The organism is Mycobacterium sp. (assembly GCF_019247635.1).
GTDB lineage: Bacteria > Actinomycetota > Actinomycetes > Mycobacteriales > Mycobacteriaceae > Mycobacterium.
The window spans coordinates 82,431-99,631 of sequence record NZ_JAFBAR010000023.1 but is presented as its reverse complement, the minus strand read 5'-3'; the positions used below and the strand labels follow the sequence as shown (position 1 = coordinate 99,631).

14 protein-coding genes and 2 pseudogenes are annotated in these 17,201 nt (G+C 65.5%); 7 read left to right on the top strand and 9 right to left on the bottom strand.

Annotated features, from left to right (window positions below):
* Together JO236_RS04175 and JO236_RS04170 are read right to left on the bottom strand one after the other, a co-directional pair.
* A partial coding sequence (locus JO236_RS04175; protein ID WP_293325134.1) for a PPE family protein occupies positions 1-471 on the bottom strand: 471 nt, incomplete at its 3' end.
* Positions 472-652: 181 nt separating this feature from the next.
* Complete coding sequence (locus tag JO236_RS04170) at positions 653-1,630, bottom strand: aldo/keto reductase (RefSeq protein ID WP_293325131.1); 978 nt, start codon at positions 1,628-1,630, stop codon at positions 653-655.
* A 163-nt stretch (positions 1,631-1,793) separates the two neighbouring features.
* Here JO236_RS04170 and JO236_RS04165 point away from each other — a divergent pair, with 163 nt between their 5' ends.
* Positions 1,794-2,726: a class I SAM-dependent methyltransferase gene (locus tag JO236_RS04165; protein WP_293325128.1), complete on the top strand. Its 933-nt coding sequence runs from the start codon at positions 1,794-1,796 to the stop codon at positions 2,724-2,726.
* Complete coding sequence (locus JO236_RS04160; RefSeq protein WP_293325125.1) at positions 2,723-3,352, top strand: class I SAM-dependent methyltransferase; 630 nt, start codon at positions 2,723-2,725, stop codon at positions 3,350-3,352. The genes JO236_RS04165 and JO236_RS04160 overlap by 4 nt, the downstream gene beginning before the upstream one ends.
* 375 nt (positions 3,353-3,727) lie before the next feature.
* Here the strand turns inward: JO236_RS04160 and JO236_RS04155 are convergent, their stop codons facing one another.
* Both JO236_RS04155 and JO236_RS04150 read right to left on the bottom strand, forming a co-directional pair.
* Entirely contained in the window at positions 3,728-4,270 is a 543-nt protein-coding gene (locus JO236_RS04155; RefSeq protein WP_293325123.1) for a chitin-binding protein, read from the bottom strand.
* Positions 4,271-4,394: 124 nt separating this feature from the next.
* Positions 4,395-4,478 (bottom strand): annotated as a pseudogene (locus JO236_RS04150) (type II toxin-antitoxin system PemK/MazF family toxin); the annotation flags it as partial.
* 43 nt (positions 4,479-4,521) lie between these two features.
* On the opposite strand from JO236_RS04150, the gene JO236_RS04145 reads away from it, so the two are divergent.
* The 3 genes from JO236_RS04145 (at position 4,522) to JO236_RS04135 (ending at position 8,896) form a co-directional block, all read left to right on the top strand.
* Positions 4,522-5,427: a hypothetical protein gene (locus JO236_RS04145; RefSeq protein WP_416362148.1), complete on the top strand. Its 906-nt coding sequence runs from the start codon at positions 4,522-4,524 to the stop codon at positions 5,425-5,427.
* Between the two features lie 238 nt (positions 5,428-5,665).
* Positions 5,666-5,881, top strand: coding sequence for a hypothetical protein (locus JO236_RS04140; RefSeq protein WP_293325121.1), 216 nt, complete (start codon positions 5,666-5,668; stop codon positions 5,879-5,881).
* A gap of 165 nt (positions 5,882-6,046) precedes the next feature.
* Positions 6,047-8,896 carry an RND family transporter gene (locus tag JO236_RS04135; RefSeq protein ID WP_293325118.1) on the top strand — a complete coding sequence of 950 codons (2,850 nt, stop codon included), beginning with the start codon at positions 6,047-6,049 and terminating at the stop codon, positions 8,894-8,896.
* A 9-nt stretch (positions 8,897-8,905) separates the two neighbouring features.
* On the opposite strand, the pseudogene JO236_RS04130 reads toward JO236_RS04135, so the two are convergent.
* Positions 8,906-8,980: pseudogene (locus JO236_RS04130) on the bottom strand (hypothetical protein); the annotation flags it as partial.
* 83 nt (positions 8,981-9,063) lie between these two features.
* The gene (locus JO236_RS04125; RefSeq protein WP_293325115.1) at positions 9,064-10,950 is read right to left on the bottom strand and encodes a serine/threonine-protein kinase; all 1,887 of its coding nucleotides are present in this window, start codon (positions 10,948-10,950) and stop codon (positions 9,064-9,066) included.
* Between the two features lie 370 nt (positions 10,951-11,320).
* Between JO236_RS04125 and JO236_RS04120 the strand changes: the two genes are divergently transcribed.
* Positions 11,321-12,115: an SDR family oxidoreductase gene (locus JO236_RS04120; protein ID WP_293325112.1), complete on the top strand. Its 795-nt coding sequence runs from the start codon at positions 11,321-11,323 to the stop codon at positions 12,113-12,115.
* Between the two features lie 123 nt (positions 12,116-12,238).
* On the opposite strand, the gene JO236_RS04115 is transcribed toward JO236_RS04120, so the two are convergent.
* Together JO236_RS04115 and JO236_RS04110 are read right to left on the bottom strand one after the other, a co-directional pair.
* Entirely contained in the window at positions 12,239-12,817 is a 579-nt protein-coding gene (locus JO236_RS04115) for a PaaI family thioesterase (RefSeq protein ID WP_293325109.1), read from the bottom strand.
* A 142-nt stretch (positions 12,818-12,959) separates the two neighbouring features.
* Entirely contained in the window at positions 12,960-14,336 is a 1,377-nt protein-coding gene (locus JO236_RS04110; RefSeq protein WP_293325106.1) for a glycoside hydrolase family 3 N-terminal domain-containing protein, read from the bottom strand.
* 389 nt (positions 14,337-14,725) lie between these two features.
* Here JO236_RS04110 and JO236_RS04105 point away from each other — a divergent pair, with 389 nt between their 5' ends.
* Positions 14,726-15,403, top strand: coding sequence for a PadR family transcriptional regulator (locus tag JO236_RS04105; protein ID WP_293325104.1), 678 nt, complete (start codon positions 14,726-14,728; stop codon positions 15,401-15,403).
* Here the strand turns inward: JO236_RS04105 and JO236_RS04100 are convergent.
* Complete coding sequence (locus tag JO236_RS04100; protein WP_293325101.1) at positions 15,400-17,121, bottom strand: 3-ketosteroid-delta-1-dehydrogenase; 1,722 nt, start codon at positions 17,119-17,121, stop codon at positions 15,400-15,402. The genes JO236_RS04105 and JO236_RS04100 overlap by 4 nt on opposite strands.
* Positions 17,122-17,201: the final 80 nt, after the last annotated feature.

Sequence of the window (17,201 nt, the reverse complement as noted above, 5' to 3'; positions counted from 1 at the left end):
TCCGCTGTGGTATCCCACCATGGCCGCCACATCTTGGGCCCACATCTCCTCGTACTGGCTTTCGGTGGCCGCGATCGCGGGAGCATTCTGCCCGAACAAATTCGACACCACCAGCGATACCAAGTCAGATCGATTCGCGGCTACCGTCCCCGGATGAACCGTGGCCGCAAGTGCCGACTCAAATGCCCCCGCGACCGCCTCGGCCTGTGCCGAGGCCTGCGATGCGCGGCTTGCGGCCGCGCTCAACCAGCTGGCGTAGGGCACGGCCGTCGCCGTCATCGCTTGAGACGCCGGCCCTTGCCACGCCGCAGCGGTCAGGCCTGACGTCACCGACGAAAACGACTGTGCCGCTGAATCCAGCTCGGCGGCCAAACCATTCCAGGCGGCCGCGGCCGCCAGCATCGGACCCGAACCAGCGCCGGAAAACATCAGCGCCGAATTGATTTCTGGTGGCAATACCGAAAAGTTCATCCCCTTCTGCCTTTCAGCTGGCACATCCCCGCCGACGATTCGTGTTTTATCAAGTGCGGCGAATTTACTTTAGGACGGCCCGTGGGAACTTTCCATAAGTCCGCAGCTTTGCTCACCGCAGTGCCCGGCCTGCGTGATTGGAACGGCAACGCGAAGCGAATGCCCGGCGCGGTGCTGCGAGCTAGCGCCCGACTAACGGCAGCTTCTCTCGAACCAACTCGGTCAAGAACTGCCCCGTCGACACGGGCCGAAACGCAAGAGCCGCTCGCGTCAACGCCTCCCGCGATTCCGCACTCAACTCCACGTCCGCGGCAGCGACATTGAATTCCAGCTGCTCCACACTCGACGCCCCCGGAATGGCAACGACGCCCGGCAGGCTGATCAGCCACGCCAACGCCACCTGCGCCGGCTTCGCGTCGACCTGTGTGGCAACATCCCGCAGCGTCTGCAGCAGCGGCTCCGCCCGCCGCAGATTTTCCGTGCCAAACAAAGAGTTGACCGCCCGCACGCCGCCGGGCCGGTTGTCCAAACCGTATTTGCCGCCCAACAGTCCCTGCGCCAGCGGACTGTAGGCGATCACGATCCGGTTCTCCCGCTCGGCGAACGGCACCAAATCCTTCAAAGCGCGCGGGTGGGCCAGCGAGAAGTCCACCTGGTTGCTGATGACCGGCCGGCCCAAGGCGGCATCGGCCTTCTTCCACCGCTCCAGCGAATAGTTCGAGACGCCGGCGGCACCAATCGCCCCGCTGTCGAGCAGGTCGCGCATCCCCGGCATGATCACCGAATCCGGCACTACAGGATTCGGCTGGTGGATCTGATAGAGCGGAATGCGGTCCAGCTGCAAGCGGCGCGCGCTCGCGCGCTCGCGCTGCTTGATGATCGGCGGGAACGGTGCGACCGGCATGATCTTGCTGGCCACCGCGACCTCGGCGCGCTGGTCGCCGAGCGCCTCGCCGAGGATGCGCTCGCTCTTGCCCAACCCGTAGATCTCGGCCGTATCGAACAGCGTCACCCCGAGGGCAAGCGCACGCTGCACGATGTCCCGCGCGGTCCCGGACGCGTAGTCGTCCCCGTAACCCCACTCGCGCGAGCCGAACTGCCAGGTGCCCACACCGATTCGACTGACCCGTCCGACGCCCTCAACCTCGAGATACTTCATGCCGCCAACCTACAGCCCAGACGAGAGAACGCCCACGGGCCGCCGGCATCGGGAGGATCGACCGGACAGCCGCCCGTGTGACGCCGTTCACAGCCGGGCACTTATTACCAAAGCTAAGTGTTAAACTGGCTAAGTATCCCTGACGACCTTTTGGAGAACAGCCGTGCCACGCACAGACAACGACACTTGGGACCTGGCAACCAGCGTGGGCGCGACGGCGACCATGGTTGCCGCCGCCCGCGCTATCGCGACCAAGGCCGACAATCCCGTGATCAACGACCAATTCGCCGAACCACTGGTTCGTGCCGTCGGCGTAGATTTTTTTACCCGCTGGGTGAATGGTGAGCTGGTTGCCGCCGACGTCGACGACGACGAGTCCACCTGGAAGCTCGAGCACATGCCCGACGCGATGGCCGCCCGAACCCGCTTTTTTGATTCGTTCTTTGAAGATGCGGCGCAGGCCGGAATCCGGCAGGCCGTGATCCTGGCCTCCGGTCTGGACGCCCGCGCCTACCGCTTGGCGTGGCCCGCCGACATGACGGTGTACGAGATCGACCAGCCCGAGGTGATCGCGTTCAAGACCGCCACCCTGCAGGGCCTGGGCGCCGAGCCGACGGCCGAACGGCGCGCGGTCGCCATCGATCTACGGCAGGACTGGCCACAAGCCTTGGCCGACGCGGGTTTTGACAAGACCCAGCCGACCGCGTGGATTGCCGAGGGTCTCCTCGGCTATCTGCCGCCGGAAGCTCAGGACCGCTTGATGGACAACATCACCGCTCTCAGCGCCGAGGGCAGCCGGTTGGGGGTCGAAGCGATCCCGGACCGGCCGGAGCGCGATAAGGAACAAGCGCGCGAGATGATGCGCCGGTCTACCGCCAAATGGCGTGAGCATGGTTTCGAGTTGGATTGGGAGCAGCTCGGTTTCGAGGGTGAGCGCAAGGACGTCGCCGACTATCTGCAAGGCCTGGGATGGCGGTCGGTCGGAACCCCGATGAGTCAGCTATTGACCGAGAACGGCCTTGAGGTGGCCCCGCAGACGCATGACTCGGTGTCGATGGCCGACACCATCTACTACGTGTCGGTCCTGAGCGAGTGACCGCGCCCCAACGTCGTGGCCTCAACGGCGCGGTCACGGCTTTATGGAGCGTCCTATCCCCGGTCTATGACCTACCGTTCCTGCAGTACTGGGTGTACCGACCGCCGCATGACGAGGTGATTGCCCAGCTGCGCGCCCACGGTGCCAAACGTATCGCTGACATAGCCTGTGGCACGGGCATACTCAGTGACCGGATCCAGCGGGAACTCGAGCCCGACGAGATCTACGGCGTCGACATGTCCGACGGCATGCTCAGCCAGGCTCGCGCCAAATCCGATCGCGTGCAATGGTTGCGCGGTCCGGCCGAGCAGCTGCCTTTCGACGACGGGTCGCTCGACGCAGTCGTGACAACGTCGGCGTTCCACTTCTTCGATCAGCCCACAGCACTACGGGAGTTCCATCGGGTGCTGGCACCGGGCGGCCTGTTGGCCGTCGCGACGCTGAGCTCGCGGCAGGCGGTGTTGCAGGTGTCCAGTAGATGGAAACCTCAGCACAATCCGTCGCCGAAAGAGATGCGGTCCATCTTCGAGGACGCCGGCTTGGTGGTCAGCGACCAGCACCGCATCCGACGACCCATCTGGACCCAGGTCATCTCCGATCTCATTACCGTTGGCACCAAGAGCTAACTGCTTGGCTTCCGCTAAAACGACTGGCTAGCAACAGTTTTCACCTTTGGTCACTTCCGTCGCGCTGGTCGCTCGGCCGTGGTGACCTCACTGTTGGCCCGGCTCTCAGCGACAATGTCGGTCGTTTTGTACTCTTTCGCGGACGCAAACGCATTGCGAGTCAGGCGCTTCGATCAGTTTCGGTGATGGTCACCGGCGGAAGTTTCGTATCCAGGCGTGACATCGACGAGTTGTCGCTGAGAGCCGGGCAAAAAGCTACTCTCATCCTGAGTCGCAGGCTGTTTCAGTAACGCCGGGCAGCTGCGCTCCCACCGGTGCCAAGCACGGCGCCCGCTCCGCCATTCGGCAAGAGCGGGCGTCGCCTGAAACGGGTCCTTACAGCGGGATCCAGACTCCGAAGAGCCAGAAGCCCCATTGGTTGAATCCGGGGTCCCAGATGGGCGTTTCGTTATAGCCGTAATAGTTGATCGGGCCGCCCGTCCACACGCCGCCCCCCGGAGGGAGCGGTCTGCCCCAGGCTGGCCGCGGCGGCGCGCCCCAGCCCCACGGTGCGGCGCCGTTGCCCCACGGCTGCCCGTGGAAGTAGCCACGCTGCGGGTCTCCATGCCATCCGCCGCCGCCACCAGGCCCGCCACCGGGCCCGCCACCATGGTCGGTGGGAGCCGGCCCGCCGCCATGGTCGGTGGGAGCCGGCCCGCCGCCGTGGTCGGTGGGAGCCGGCCCGCCACCGTGGCCTACGAACTGCCCGGTCGGGCCGCCACCGGGCTGACCGCCCTGGCCGCCCCCGGGTGCTCCGTGGGTGCCACCGGGGCCCGCTGCTCCCGGCGCGGCGAAGGCCGTGCCGGTACCCGCACCCAACGCGGCGGCGCCCAGGGCGCCAGCGATCGCTGTCCCTGCAACTAGTTGCCGAAGTTTCATGGTGTTTCCCCTTGCCTACTCGTGAATATCTCGAGCACCTCGCCCCAACATCAAAAGGCTAGATAGGCTATCTATGAGTCAGTTAAGTTCGAGCCCTGTAGAACCTTTGGGTACCTTTTCGGCCCGTCACCGGCCCCATCGTTACGACGCCGCGAGCCAGACGCGTTGCCGCGGAGACGGCTCGGTCATTGCTGACAATCACCGCGGGTAGGCCTTATCGTCTGTCTGATCCGATGAACGGTGGGGAGCCCATGTCGCAGTTCAATACGCCCAAGCGTCAACCCATGCGTGACGCGCTGCTGGGCGCGCTGACCCCACAGGCTTCACATCGTGCCGCGGCCGAACACGCCGCCAAGCACTTCGACCAGGGATTCTGGCGGGCATTGCGCGACGAGATCCGCTGGGCGTTCACCCCGCCGCGCATCTGGCTTTCAGGCGTGGTGGTCAACCTGGTCCTCGCGGTGGTGTGGTTGGTGTTCCAGCGGATGACCGCCCACCCCGTGCAGCACCCAATGGCGCATCGCTACCACCATGCCGGCTTTTACCACCAGCGTCAGATCGACTGGGTGATCCTAATCAGCACCTACTTCGCTTCGTTCGTCCTCGCCGACGTCACCACCACTAACGTGTTCGGCGCCGACCACCACCGCGTAGCGAAGGGGCTGTCCGACGGCACGCCATTCTGGCGGGTGCTGTTGCTGAAAAATCTGACCTTGCTGGCAATCGTCGGGGTGCCAACCCTGCTTGTGGCGATGGCGTTGACGCTGTGGAAGCAAACGCCGGCGCAACTGGGGGACACAATCCCGAACGTCGCGGTCCCGATCGTGTCCTGGCTCGGAGTCGGCAACGTCATCTCGGTGCTGCTCCCGGTGGGCTCCGAACCGTTGACGCAACGCTGGCATGATCGTCGCAACTGGCGCCGCACCGGCGCCTGGATTCTGGCCCTGACGCTGCCTTACGCGTTGTACTACGTCGCCGACCCGATGGGCGGAGTCGAGCACCAAGTCCTCTGGACAAAGGTCCCCGCGGCAATCGGGCCGGTATTCGGCCGCGACACGAAGAGCTTCGTGCATCTCGGCATCGCCATAGCAGTCTGGGCCATCGGCACTTTCGTGGCCTACCTCTGGGTACGCAAGCGCGGCTTGCAGTTTAGGTGATCCGCGACCAATTGACTTGCGCCGCAACGACCACGGGCGGGCCAGCACCATGCAATTTGCCCACCTACGAGCGACAGCGAACGACACGCAGATCATGGCGCGTAGCTGGACAGAAGAGAGCCAGCTTGCGGGACGCGCGGCTGGTGTGACAGATGAGACCACGAGCAAGCGGCCCAACCCAGGCACCCGACCTATTGAACGAGATTGAACTTTGCCCAACGGGGATAAACGACATTTCATGGCTGAGTTTCGGGCGATCAACCCCGACGGCAAAACCGTCGCGACGAGGGATCTCGACAGCGCGGAGGCTGCTCATGCCTGGTTTCTAAGCACCATCCCGGACCATGGGGAACCCGGTTGGCGTATGGAGGTCAACGACGATGGGCGCTGGGCATACTTCGACGACACCGCAGGCTTCACCGCCCCGACGAGTCGCCGTCCCGCGACACGCTGACGCCGGCCAAGCATCCCACGAACTCTGCTATCTGCTGACCTGGGTGGTTGAATTAGCCAGCCTGGACGATGGCTGTGCGACGATGTCAAGCGTGACGAAGGTGATGCACCAATTGAACGGCTGGCGGCCGCGTGATACCTGACCGGCGGCGCTGAGGCTCATGCGGTGACCGCTCTTGCACGATTTACCCAGCGTTACGCGCTATGGGTCATCCTCGTCTGGATTCTCGCTGCCGTCGGTGCCAATTACCTTGTCCCGCAACTTGAACAGGTTGTCGCGGTCCAGAACCTGCCGTTTCTGCCGTCCAACACACCCAGTTCCATCGCCGTACAACGGTCGGCCGCGGCATTCTCGGTACCGCCCAGCGACAACGTTGGATACCTGGTCCTGGAACGCGACGGAGCCCTCGGCGACGCCGATAAAGCCTTCTACGACCAGCTGATCGCGGTGCTGCGCAGCGATACCCGGCACGTCCTCGAGGTGGTGGACTGGTGGGGATCCGAGCTGACCTCGGCCGCCGCCCTCAGCAGCGACCAGCACGTCGCGACAGCTCGGGTGCGCCTGACGGGCACGCTCGGAACCTTGCCGGGCAATGACTCGGTGAGGGCCACCCGCGCCGTCGTGGCAGGACTACAGGCACCGGCCGGCCTGCATATTTATGTCACCGGTCCCGGCGCCGCGCTCGTCGACCAGAACACGGCCATGGACAAACAGACGGTCACCATCTTCGTGCTGGCCGCCGCCGTGGCGCTGGTCCTGTTGCTGCTCGTGTATCGGTCGCTGTTCACGGTGGCGGTGCCCCTGGTTTCGGTCGGTCTGGCTTTGGCCGCCACCAGGCCCGTCGTCGCGCTTCTCGCCAGCACCCACGTCATCGGGGTCTCGCGGCTTGCGGTGCTACTCGGCGCTGTGATCGTACTGGGGGCCGGCACCGGATACACGATGGTGTTCCTCGGGCGCTACCACGAAAGCCGTAGGCGGGGCAGAGCACCGGAGGAAGCGCTGACCGACGTCTACAGCGCGGCGGCTCCGGTGACGGCGGGCTCGGCGCTGACGTTGACGGCGGTATTGGGCTGTTTGAGCTTTTCGCGGATCAGCCTGTTCCGCGACACCGGAATCGCTTGTGGCATCGGCGTTCTCGTGGCAGCCGTGGCCGCGCTGACCGTGACGCCGGCCCTCATCTCGCTCGCCGACAGCGCCGACTTGTTGAAGCCGCCACAACAGTGGATGGCGAGGCGATGGCGGCGTGTCGCCGTCAGCGTGGCGCGTTGGCCGTCGCGGTATCTGATTTTCAGCGCAGTATTGATGTTCGTCCTGGCGATACCGCTGCGCGAATTACAGTTCGAGTGGGACGAAGGTGCAGCGGCCCCAACGAAATCCGAGTCTGCCCGCGGCTACCAGGTGTCCGAGCAACATTTCGGTCGTAACCATCTGACGCCCGACGTCATCACGGTCGAAAGCAACCAAGACCTGCGCAGCCCCGGCGGTCTGCTAGAGGTCGAGCAAATCACCGGCGCGATAATGACGATTCCCGGTGTAACCAAGGTGCAGTCCGCGAGTCGCCTCAACTCGGAGGTGCCCAGAGAAGCCACCATGACGATTCCGGCGGGCAATCTTGGCGACCGCCTGGAGGCAACCTCCGTCCAACTCACATCGCAGCCCGACACCCTCATCGACATCGACACCTCGCTGGACGACATCTTGGGCGCGCTCGACGAAGTCCAGGCCGGCCTGCAGCAGGGAGCTCCGGGGCTTACCCGGGTCAGTGCGGGCGCCCGGCGGATTAAGGTCGCGGTAGCCAAGCTCCGGAACGCCATGGGCAACTTCTCCCAGGCCTTCACCGGGTTGCCCGACGCGGTGAACGAGATACAGGGCTGCGACGAAATCCCCGCGTGTTCCACCGTCAAAAGCGTGGTGCGGTGGGCCGACACCCTCATCGACACCACGCTGAAAGTGACCCAGGGCCTCGGCCAGGTGGCCGACGGCATCGCGTCCGCCTCGGCGGCGATCGGAGGTTCGGCCCCTGTCAACTTCGACTTCAGCGGAGCCGTTGGCGGGGTGCAGCAGGCGCGGGCGGCGACGCTGAATTTGAAGGGATTGATCAACTACAACGGCGCGTCGATCCGAGACTTACCCGCCTACCTGCATAATCTCGCCGCGATGTTTCGGGGCACCCCGGGCAGGGGCCTGAACGCCGCCATGAAGGCGCTGGACGATCCGGCGCAGAGCCAGGTCCTGGCGCAGTTCCTGTCGCCCAACGGTTTTGCCACACGCTTATTCGTCTACGGCGACGGGCCGGAGTGGACTGGTGAAGGCGCCCAACGCACGCGCGCATATTCGATCGGCGTGAAAGGGGCCACGAAGGAAGGCGCCGTCAAACCGACCGCGATCGATTTCACCGGCGTCGGACCGGCAATCCAGGACCTGCAGACCCTGGAGGGCCGAGATGTCCTGCTGTTGGGCGCGATAACGCTGTTCCTGGTTCTCTTAAGCGCCGGAATAATTCTCAGAAGTCCCGTCGCGGCGTTCATCATCCTGGGTGTCGTTGTGCTGACGTACATGTCGGCCCTCGGTGCCAGCATAGCGATTTGGCAGTACGTATTCGGCCATCAACTGCACTGGTTGGTACTGCCAGTCTCGTTCGTGTTGCTGCTGACCGCGAGCGCGGCCTACAGCCTGTTGTTTGCATTGCGCGTCCGCGAAGAGATTCCCTACGGGATACGCATCGGTATGATCCGAGCGCTGAGCGCGACCGGCGGCGTCCTGTCAGGCGCCGGAATCGTCTTTGGCGCCGGCATGTTCGCCCTGGCCTACAGCAGTGTGGTGAGCGTGGCGCAGATTGGCGTCACGGTCGGCATTGGCACTCTGCTGAACACCTTCGTCGTGCGCAGATACGTATTACCGGCGGTGATGGTGATCCTTGGCCACTGGTTCTGGTGGCCGCGCCCGATCATCGAAATCCGTTGGGTGCCTCAGCGTTTGGTCACCGACGCGGAAGTCCCGGGTCACACCGGATAGCTCACAGCGGGTGAGTTCCGCGGAGACCTGCCACAGCCGACGCTGCAGGTCGCTTTCGTGTGACTGGGCACTGGACGTTACCACGTTCGCCGCTGCAGGTCGTCAAAATGAATTGCCACGCGGATGCGGTGGCCAAACGCTGCCGACGGTGACGGCCTGGGCGCACGTTAATCGATTGTCCGGGTAAATGTTTCGTCGTAGTCCACACTAATCGCGCAGGCGCCGGTCTGAGTTTCACTACCGTGACCGGTGAGCAGCGTGATGGGATCCCGCGTCGGCTGCGGCAGCGGAAACTGTCCGGTCTCTGACACATGCATTGAGGCGCCCAAACATTGGGCGTCGAACTCCTTGTTATAGACCCAGCTGCCATCGTCGAACACTAGCGGTTCCGGCGCGCCCGAGGATGAATGGAAGAAGCTCATGCACCGATCGCCCGTGCGTAGACATTCGGTGCTGACCGCATAGTCCGTCTGCTCGGGTGTGCTGGGGATGCGGAGGGTTCGCATTGCACGATAGTGACCGTGCAGGGCTTCGGCGGGAGACACCACTCGCGGCGACAAGTTGGCCGGATCGGGCAGGGTGTCCAGATCGACGTCCCCGGTGCGGGTGAACGTCACTTTGTGTTTGCCGGCGCAATCGTTGGCGGAGGTGCTGGTGAACTCGCCGGTGAAAGTGCCATTGGCGCTTGGTTGCAGCGTGAAGGACTCCCAGAATTCGGAGTCGGCCCCTTGGCACTTGTCGTTGCCGATCGCTACTGCCACCCAGCGATCTCCGATCTGGTCGAACACGAGCGTCTGCGCTAACGTCGTCGGTCCGGTGAGGTGTGTCGCGGTCGCCACGCATCCAATGGACCCGCACAGCGAGCGAACGGCGTAGGTGTCCTCCGTTGCCGACGACGCGCCCGGCGCCTGGATGTCGTCGAGGTCTGTTACTTTGCCGAATTCGGCCCGGTAGACACCGGTAAAGGGGCCCGTGTTGGCCGCCCGGTTGGCGGTGGGGCCGGTGGGCTTGGAGGCCACGGTGGGTGTCCCGGCGGTGTGCGCGGTCGCCTTGTGGTGGCCGGCGAGTTTGATGACGCCGGTAACCCCTAGGGCCAGGACCAGCATGAGAACCGCCGCCAGGGCGCCGAGCAGGGCGCGCGGGCGCCGCCTGGCGGCCGGCGGAATCGGTACGGGAACGCCGAAGACCGGTGGGGTGCCCGGCGGGTACGCCGCGACCGCGAGGTGCTGACTGAGATGGTTGGCAAAGTCCTGACAGGTGGCAAACCGATCGGCGGGGTTCTTGGCCATCGCGGTGGCGAACACCTGATCCAACGCCGCCAGCTCGGGGCGGCGCACACCGATTGCGGGTGGCGGCGCCGTGACGTGCTGGCTGATCACCATGGCGGGATTGGCATCGTCAAACGGCGGTGCGCCGGTAAGCAGGTGAAATACCGTGCAGGCCAACGAATACTGGTCCGTGCGCCCGTCGAGCGGCTCGCCTCTCAACTGCTCGGGTGCGGCGTAGGTAGCCGTGCCCATGGTGACGTTGGTCGCCGTCAACCCGGTCACGTCGTCGATGCGCCGTGCGACGCCGAAGTCGCCCAGAAATACCCGTCGGGGTTGGCCGTCAGGTTCGTGCAGCAAAATATTGGCCGGTTTGACGTCACGGTGCAACAGCCCCCGATGATGGGCGTAATCCAGTGCGGAGCCGACCGCGGTCACGATCTGCACCACGTCGTCCGGACGCATCCCGTGCGGGTAGTGCTCGTGCACCAGCCGCGCCGCGTCGGTTCCCGCCACGTAGTCCATCGAGAGCCAGAACTGGCCGTTTTCCTCGCCGCGGTCATAAATCCGCACGATGTGGGGATGCGACAAGGCCGCCGCCAGGTCGGCCTCGCGAAGGAACCGCGCCCGATACTCCGGGTCGGAGGTCAGCGCGGGCGGCAACACCTTCAGCGCCTCTTTGCGGGGCAATCGCGGGTGCGCCGCCAAGTACACCGCGCCCATGCCGCCGGCGCCCAGCACGCGCAGGATGGTGTATCCCGCGAACACCTGGCCAACCTCAAGCGACATGGCCAAATCGTAATCTGTCAGGTGTGCGGCGACGCCGGCTTTTTCCCCGCCGAGTCAGTTGAGCAGTATCGTCGGCGGGACGCGCATTGCCACCGGGTATGACAAGGGCGAGACACCCACGCCAAGATTGCGGCGAGCTCGATGGGTGACACCGAAACATGTTGTGGCACATAGTTATGCGATACAGTCCGGTGCTCGTCCAAGGAGAAGATGGTGGCATCGCCGGTGACCGGGCCGAGGTTGGCGCCCGGGTGCTTTCGCCTACGTCGGTCCCGACGGTGGCTGCCCACCGCATCGGGTGCCCGTCGCGCTCAGCTGACGAGCGTTACACTTCAGCCCACAACCGTTACGCCGACCGGTGAGGGTGGAGATGGTCAGAACAGTAGTCATGGGTGCTTCGAGCGGCCTCGGGCGATGCATTGGTGTCGGCCTTGCCCAGCGCGGCGACCAGGTCGCGCTACTCGCCCGGCGTCGCGACCGTCTTGAAACTGCTGCAACGGACGCGGGACCGGGCACGATCGCCGTGGAGTGTGACGTGACCGACGAGGCGTCATGCCGGTCGGCCATCAACGATGCGGCCGACGCGCTCGGCGGCATCGACAACCTCGTCTATGCATCTGCCATTTGTCCGCTGTCCCGCCTGGTCGATACCGACGCCGATTTGTGGCGCCGCGTCCTCGATACCAATGTCATCGGGGCGGCGTTGGCGACGGCAGCCGCGGTGCCGCACCTGACCGCCTCGGCCGGCAAGGTTGTCTACCTGTCCTCGGACTCGGGAACATTCGGGCCACCCTGGCCCGGCCTGGGCGCGTACGGCGTCAGCAAGGCCGCACTGGAAAGGCTCGTGGAGGCATGGCGGGCCGAACACCCCGACATCGGCTTCACCAGCCTTATCGTCGGCGAGTGCATGGGCGGCGAGGGCGAAGGGCAGACGGGGATGTCCACGGACTGGGACAGGGCGCTGGCGTCCCAGACCTACCCGTTGTGGATCTCGCGGGGCTGCATGCCGGGTCAACTGATGCCGATCGAAGACCTCATCGACGTGGTGCATACGATCCTGCGCACCAACGGGGCAACATCGATGCCGGTGGTGGTCGCCAGGGGTGCGCCCGCCCATGCCGGCGCGGTTTTGCGCGCCGCGGTGGGCGCGCCGAGCGTGAAGTGAGGGCGAAAATCGGGCACGATTTTCGCCCTCAGAACACGCTCGGCGAAGGGTGTGCGGCTGGGCGTGGCGTCGGCGTCGGTGGCGGGGCCAAGACGTCGCAAGACGCCGCAACGCGACCCTGAGTTAACCCCGCGGATGGATAAAAACGCCCTCGGCTGACACCGTCACGCCGTCGCCGTCGGACAGCCGCCCGACCGCGAAAGTCTTTAACCCCTCGGTGCTTTCGACCCACGCCTCGGCCCGCAGCGGTTGACGCAACGGCGCGCGCCGATGGTAGCGCAGCGTCAGAGTGCCGGTATAGGCAGGCCGCCCAGGTTTGTGGGCGGTGGCCCCGAGCACGTGGTCGAGGATCAGCGCGCTGACCCCTCCGTGCACATGACCCGGCGGGCCCTCGTAGGCGGCGCCAAGGGTGAACTCGGTCCACACCGAGCCGTCGCCTTCGTGGTGGAGCGTCAGCGGGGGAGCCGACGGGTTGCGCACCCCGATCATCACATTGCCTGACGTCACGGGCTGCCCGTCGTCGAGAGTGCGCTCGCCGAACGTGCCCGGCATCAGCTCGGCGCTGAGTTGGCTTGTAATGCTGTCGATTTGGGCTGCCACAGTGGCGATGACAGCTGGGCTCGCTTCGGTGCGGATCGTCGCGTCGATCAGACGCCGGACGGATATCGCCAGTGTTTCGTGTATCGACGACGAATCGGTCACCGTGGCAATATACGGTGCCCGCCGGGGCGGGTCGCGGTCGGTCGTACAGCCGAAGAATAGCCAGGCTCAACCGATCGGCACGACATGATCCGCGCCAAAGGCGAAGCTCACCACCACGGGCCCAAGTCGGAAAAATCTGCCATCAATGTCCGCACTGCGAATTGAGGGCCTTGGCAGCCGCCATTCGCCGCACCGACGCCTCAACCTTGGTGATGTCCAACTCCTTGGCGTTCACCGCCTGCACCAACCGGTCGAGCACCGCCGAAACCGCGGTTGTGCTCACCCACAGCGCGGTGTCGTTGCCGGCCTGCAGGGCCTTGAGCACTGCCTCGGAAATCGTGTAGCGGTCGGTAATCGCTTTCATGCTCGACAGATCGTCGGTGAAAATCGGACCGTCGAACGCCGGCCCGCCGTAACCGAATCCATCGCGTAACAGGGCGATTGCGGCCGGGCTCAGGCTGGCTTGGTCGTCACCGGTAAGCCCGGGCACTTGCATGTGGCCGACCATCACGCCCACCGGCAACTGGGCCACCAGCGATCGATAGGGCACGAGATCGACATCTTGCATTTCGGCCAGCGAGGGCGTCGTCACTCCGGTGGCGTGCGAGTCACCGGAGGCGTGGCCGTGCCCGGGAAAGTGTTTGAGCACCGGCAGCACCCCGGCGTCGCGCAGGCCGCGCGCGTACTCGCCCGCGTACTGCGTGACCGTCGCGGCGACGTTGCTGAACGACCGGTCGCCGATGACCGTGTCGTCAGCCGCGTCGGTGACGTCGACGACCGGGGCGAAGTCGATGGTGATACCGAGCTTGAGCATCTGCCGGCCCCGGTCCAGCGCCAGCTGGTACACCTGGTCGGGCGTGTCGTTTTGCGCCAGAACGCGGGCCGACGGTGCCTTCCCGATCAGCGACGACAGCCGCTCGACCCGGCCGCCCTCCTCGTCGACGCTGACGGCCAGATGCAGCGGGCCGGCCGAGTCGGCGATCTCCTTCAGCGACCCGTCGGTCAACATCGTCAGGTTGGTCCAGCTGGCGATGAAGATGCCCCCGACCTTTTGGTTCGCCACGACCGCGCGCGCGTCGGCGGCATCGGTCACCCCGACCATCAACAGTTGCGCGAGTTTGTCGCGGGGCGACATCGACGCCAGCAACGACGAGATGTCACAACCCGGCGGAACAGCGGAGGTCGTCACCGCCGCGGCGCTGCTGGGCGCCGACGTCCGCGGCGAAACCGACTGGTGGGCGTGGCGCAGCCGAAGGCCCACGATCACGCCGACGGCGATCACGACAACCGCGAAAATGCTGACGGCGACGATCGCGACCCGCCATCGGCGCGACCGGGCCTCGGCCGCAACCCCGTGCCGCCGCCGCGCCGCCTCGTCGTTGTAACCGGTTGCAGGTGACGCGATTTCGCGTTGTTGCGTGGGAGCGTCACCGGCTCCCGGATCGGCGAGATCGGAGCGCTCGTCAGATCGGGGACGGGGCCGCAAGCGACCCGGCCCGCCGCGTTGGTTGCTTGTCATCCGAGCGTTCTATCCGTGAGTTCCGCTGCGGTCCTGCGTCTTACCGACCTGCTGGGCGCTGCAATGATCCTGGTCCAAATCGTTGCTGGTGCACCAACTCAGCACACTGCTCACACTGGGGAATGTTTGCGGCACGATGGTGACCCAATAGTCTTGTGGTCGTATACGGTCCGGTCGCCCGCCCAAGAAGCTCCCACTCTCGCCCGAATCACTGGATCGACCACGTAACCCGAGTGGCCTGGGGGCAAAGTGTACTGCCGCATGTGTGTGCCTGCGGTCGATTGCTGCGATTAGTCACCGCAGACTCAGCCGGTCGCCTCGCGGCCGGGGTGTCCCAACCAGCGGTCGCTATCGCGCAATGCCATGACATGTGTTGCTAGTCTGGCGAAATGGACGGGACCAGCGAAAAGCCGGTGAACGCAGCGCTTGCCGCCACCAGTCGGGCGCTGCTATGCATGATGTCCTACGAAGAGGAAGTCTCCGGTTACGACCTCAAGAAATGGATCGACTGGAGTGTCGACCTCTACTACTGGAGTCCGTCGTACAGCCAGATCTACACCGAACTCAAGAAGTTGGAAGGCCTGGGTTTGGTGACGTCGCGCGTCGAGCGCGACGAGGGAACTCGCAGCCGCCGGCTCTACAAGATCACCGAGGCCGGGATGAACGCCGCCATCGAGTGGGTCAACAACGCGCCTGTGGACCCGCCGGTGCTCAAACACAGCGTGCTGCTGCGGGTGACGTTCGGTCACCTCACCAACCCGGCTCGGCTCAAGGAACTGCTGCAAGAACACGTTGCGTATGCCGAAGCCCGGCATCGTAAGGCGGTCGAGGACGCCGAGGGGGCAGAGGTCGAACCCGCCTGGGCGTATTCGGTGATCGCGCTGCGCTGGGCCGCAAAGTATTACGCCGCCGAACGTGAGTTCGCACTCGAGTTGATGAAGGACATCGACGAGGCCGACGCGATCATGAAGAACGCCGCCAAGGGTGGCTTCGGGAAGCCGCGCCCCACCCCGGGCTATTGGCGTGAGGTGGAGAAGCAGGTCGAGGCCAAGCGCGCGGCCGACTAGCCCGTCGCGTCCCGGGCGGCTTCCCGGGCGGCTTCCCGAGCGGCTATGTAGCCGTACACCAGACCCTGCGCGATCGTCGCTCCCGCGCCCGGGTAGGTCGTGCCGAATGCATTGGCGGCGGTATTGCCGATCGCATACAGCCCGGCGATCGCGCTGCCGTCCTCGCGCAGCACTCGCGCCCGGTCGTCGGCCTTCACCCCGCCGCAGGTGCCCAGATCCGACAGCACCAGTTTCACCGCGTAGAAGGGGCTCTTGACCAACGGGCGCAGGTTGGGGTTGGGCGTGATCGTGGGGTCGCCGTAGTACCGGTCGTACGCGCTGCGACCCCGCCCGAAGTCGGGATCCTGTCCAGCCGAAGCGCTTTCGTTGAAGCGCGTCAACGTCTGGGTGAACTCGGGCACCGGGACGCCGATCGTTGCCGCCAGCTCCTCGAAATCGTCGGCGCGCGCCGCGATGCCGGCGTCATACCACGCCTGCGGAATCTTCATCCGTGGAAACAGTTCGGCGGCAAAGACATAGCTGTTGCGGTAGTGCTGGTCGAAGACGATCCACATCGTTTCGACGGGGTTGCCCGAGCGCTCCAAATCGAGCACGCGCTGGCCGAATGACATGTAGTCGGTCGACTCGTTGGCGAATCGGTGACCGTGCTGGTTCACGATCAGGCAGCCGGGCAGCGACCGTTCCGCCAGCATCACCGCGGGTGCCTTGCCGGGCAGCGGTGCGACCGCCGGGAACCACCACGCCTGATCCATCAAATCGATATCGGCGCCCAGTTCCTGGGCAACCCGGATCCCGTCGCCGGTGTTGGTCTCGGCACCCAGGCTGAAGTTGGCGCCGAGCGATTCGGACTGGAACTTCCAGCGCATGTCCATGCTGTGGTCGAAACCACCGGTGGCCAGGACTACCCCGCGCCGCGCCGTGATCGTCACCTCGCGGCCGCCGTGTTGCACCACCGCGCCACCCACGCGATCACCGTCGCTGTCCAGGCGCAGCAGCGTCGCGTCCGTCCAGACGGGTATGCCGGCGCGCAACACGCCCGCGAACATCCCGGCCATCAGGCCCTGACCGCCCGCGGCGTAGCGCCGGCCAAGAGCCAGGCCGCCGACGCCCTGTGCGATGCGCTTGGCGAACACCGGAATTCCCTTGCGCGGCACCCGGATCACCAGGTTCATCCACCGGTAGTCAGCACCCGTGGTCGGTATCGCGAAGCCGGCCTCCAGGACGCCCGGCCTTAGCCGGTTGCGGTAGTCGCCCAACATGGCGGTGTCGAACGGGTGGCACTCGCAGGTGCGGCCCGCCGCGCTGCCGCCCGGCTCCTCGGGGTGGTAGTCGGAGTAGTCGCGGGCCCAGAAGAGCTTGAGGGGAGTCGTGCGGCGCAGCATCTCGACCGTCGCGGGCAGGTGCGCCAGGAATCCCGCCGAGCGCTGCGGCGGGGCGGTGCCGGCGACCACCGAATCCAGGTAGGCGGCGGCACGCACGGCCGTGTCGTTGGCGCCGGCGTTGGCCAGCACTGGGCTGGCGGGCAGCCAGAGCGCCCCGCCGGACCGCGCGGTCGAGCCGCCCACCTGCGCCGACTTCTCCACGATCAACACCGAAAGCCCGAGTTCATGGGCGGCCAGCGCGGCGGCCATGCCGGTGCCGGAGCCGACGACCAGCAGGTCGACGGTCGTGTCGGCCACGGGAAGCCCGGCGGGAATCGTCGAGCTGTGCGTGGTCACGTTCAGAACGGTAGGCCGATGCGCCCTGCCGCAGGAAGAGTCCTCCTGATCAGTGGAACAGAGAGCCCCCACGCGCAGGG

Coding starts and splice junctions, on each gene's coding strand:
- JO236_RS04170 (WP_293325131.1), bottom strand. CDS start 1,630: ATGAAGTATCTCGAGGTTGAGGGCGTCGGACGGGTCAGTCGAATCGGT.
- JO236_RS04155 (WP_293325123.1), bottom strand. CDS start 4,270: ATGAAACTTCGGCAACTAGTTGCAGGGACAGCGATCGCTGGCGCCCTG.
- JO236_RS04145 (WP_416362148.1), top strand. CDS start 4,522: ATGTCGCAGTTCAATACGCCCAAGCGTCAACCCATGCGTGACGCGCTG.
- JO236_RS04140 (WP_293325121.1), top strand. CDS start 5,666: ATGGCTGAGTTTCGGGCGATCAACCCCGACGGCAAAACCGTCGCGACG.
- JO236_RS04125 (WP_293325115.1), bottom strand. CDS start 10,950: ATGTCGCTTGAGGTTGGCCAGGTGTTCGCGGGATACACCATCCTGCGC.
- JO236_RS04120 (WP_293325112.1), top strand. CDS start 11,321: ATGGTCAGAACAGTAGTCATGGGTGCTTCGAGCGGCCTCGGGCGATGC.
- JO236_RS04110 (WP_293325106.1), bottom strand. CDS start 14,336: ATGACAAGCAACCAACGCGGCGGGCCGGGTCGCTTGCGGCCCCGTCCC.
- JO236_RS04105 (WP_293325104.1), top strand. CDS start 14,726: ATGGACGGGACCAGCGAAAAGCCGGTGAACGCAGCGCTTGCCGCCACC.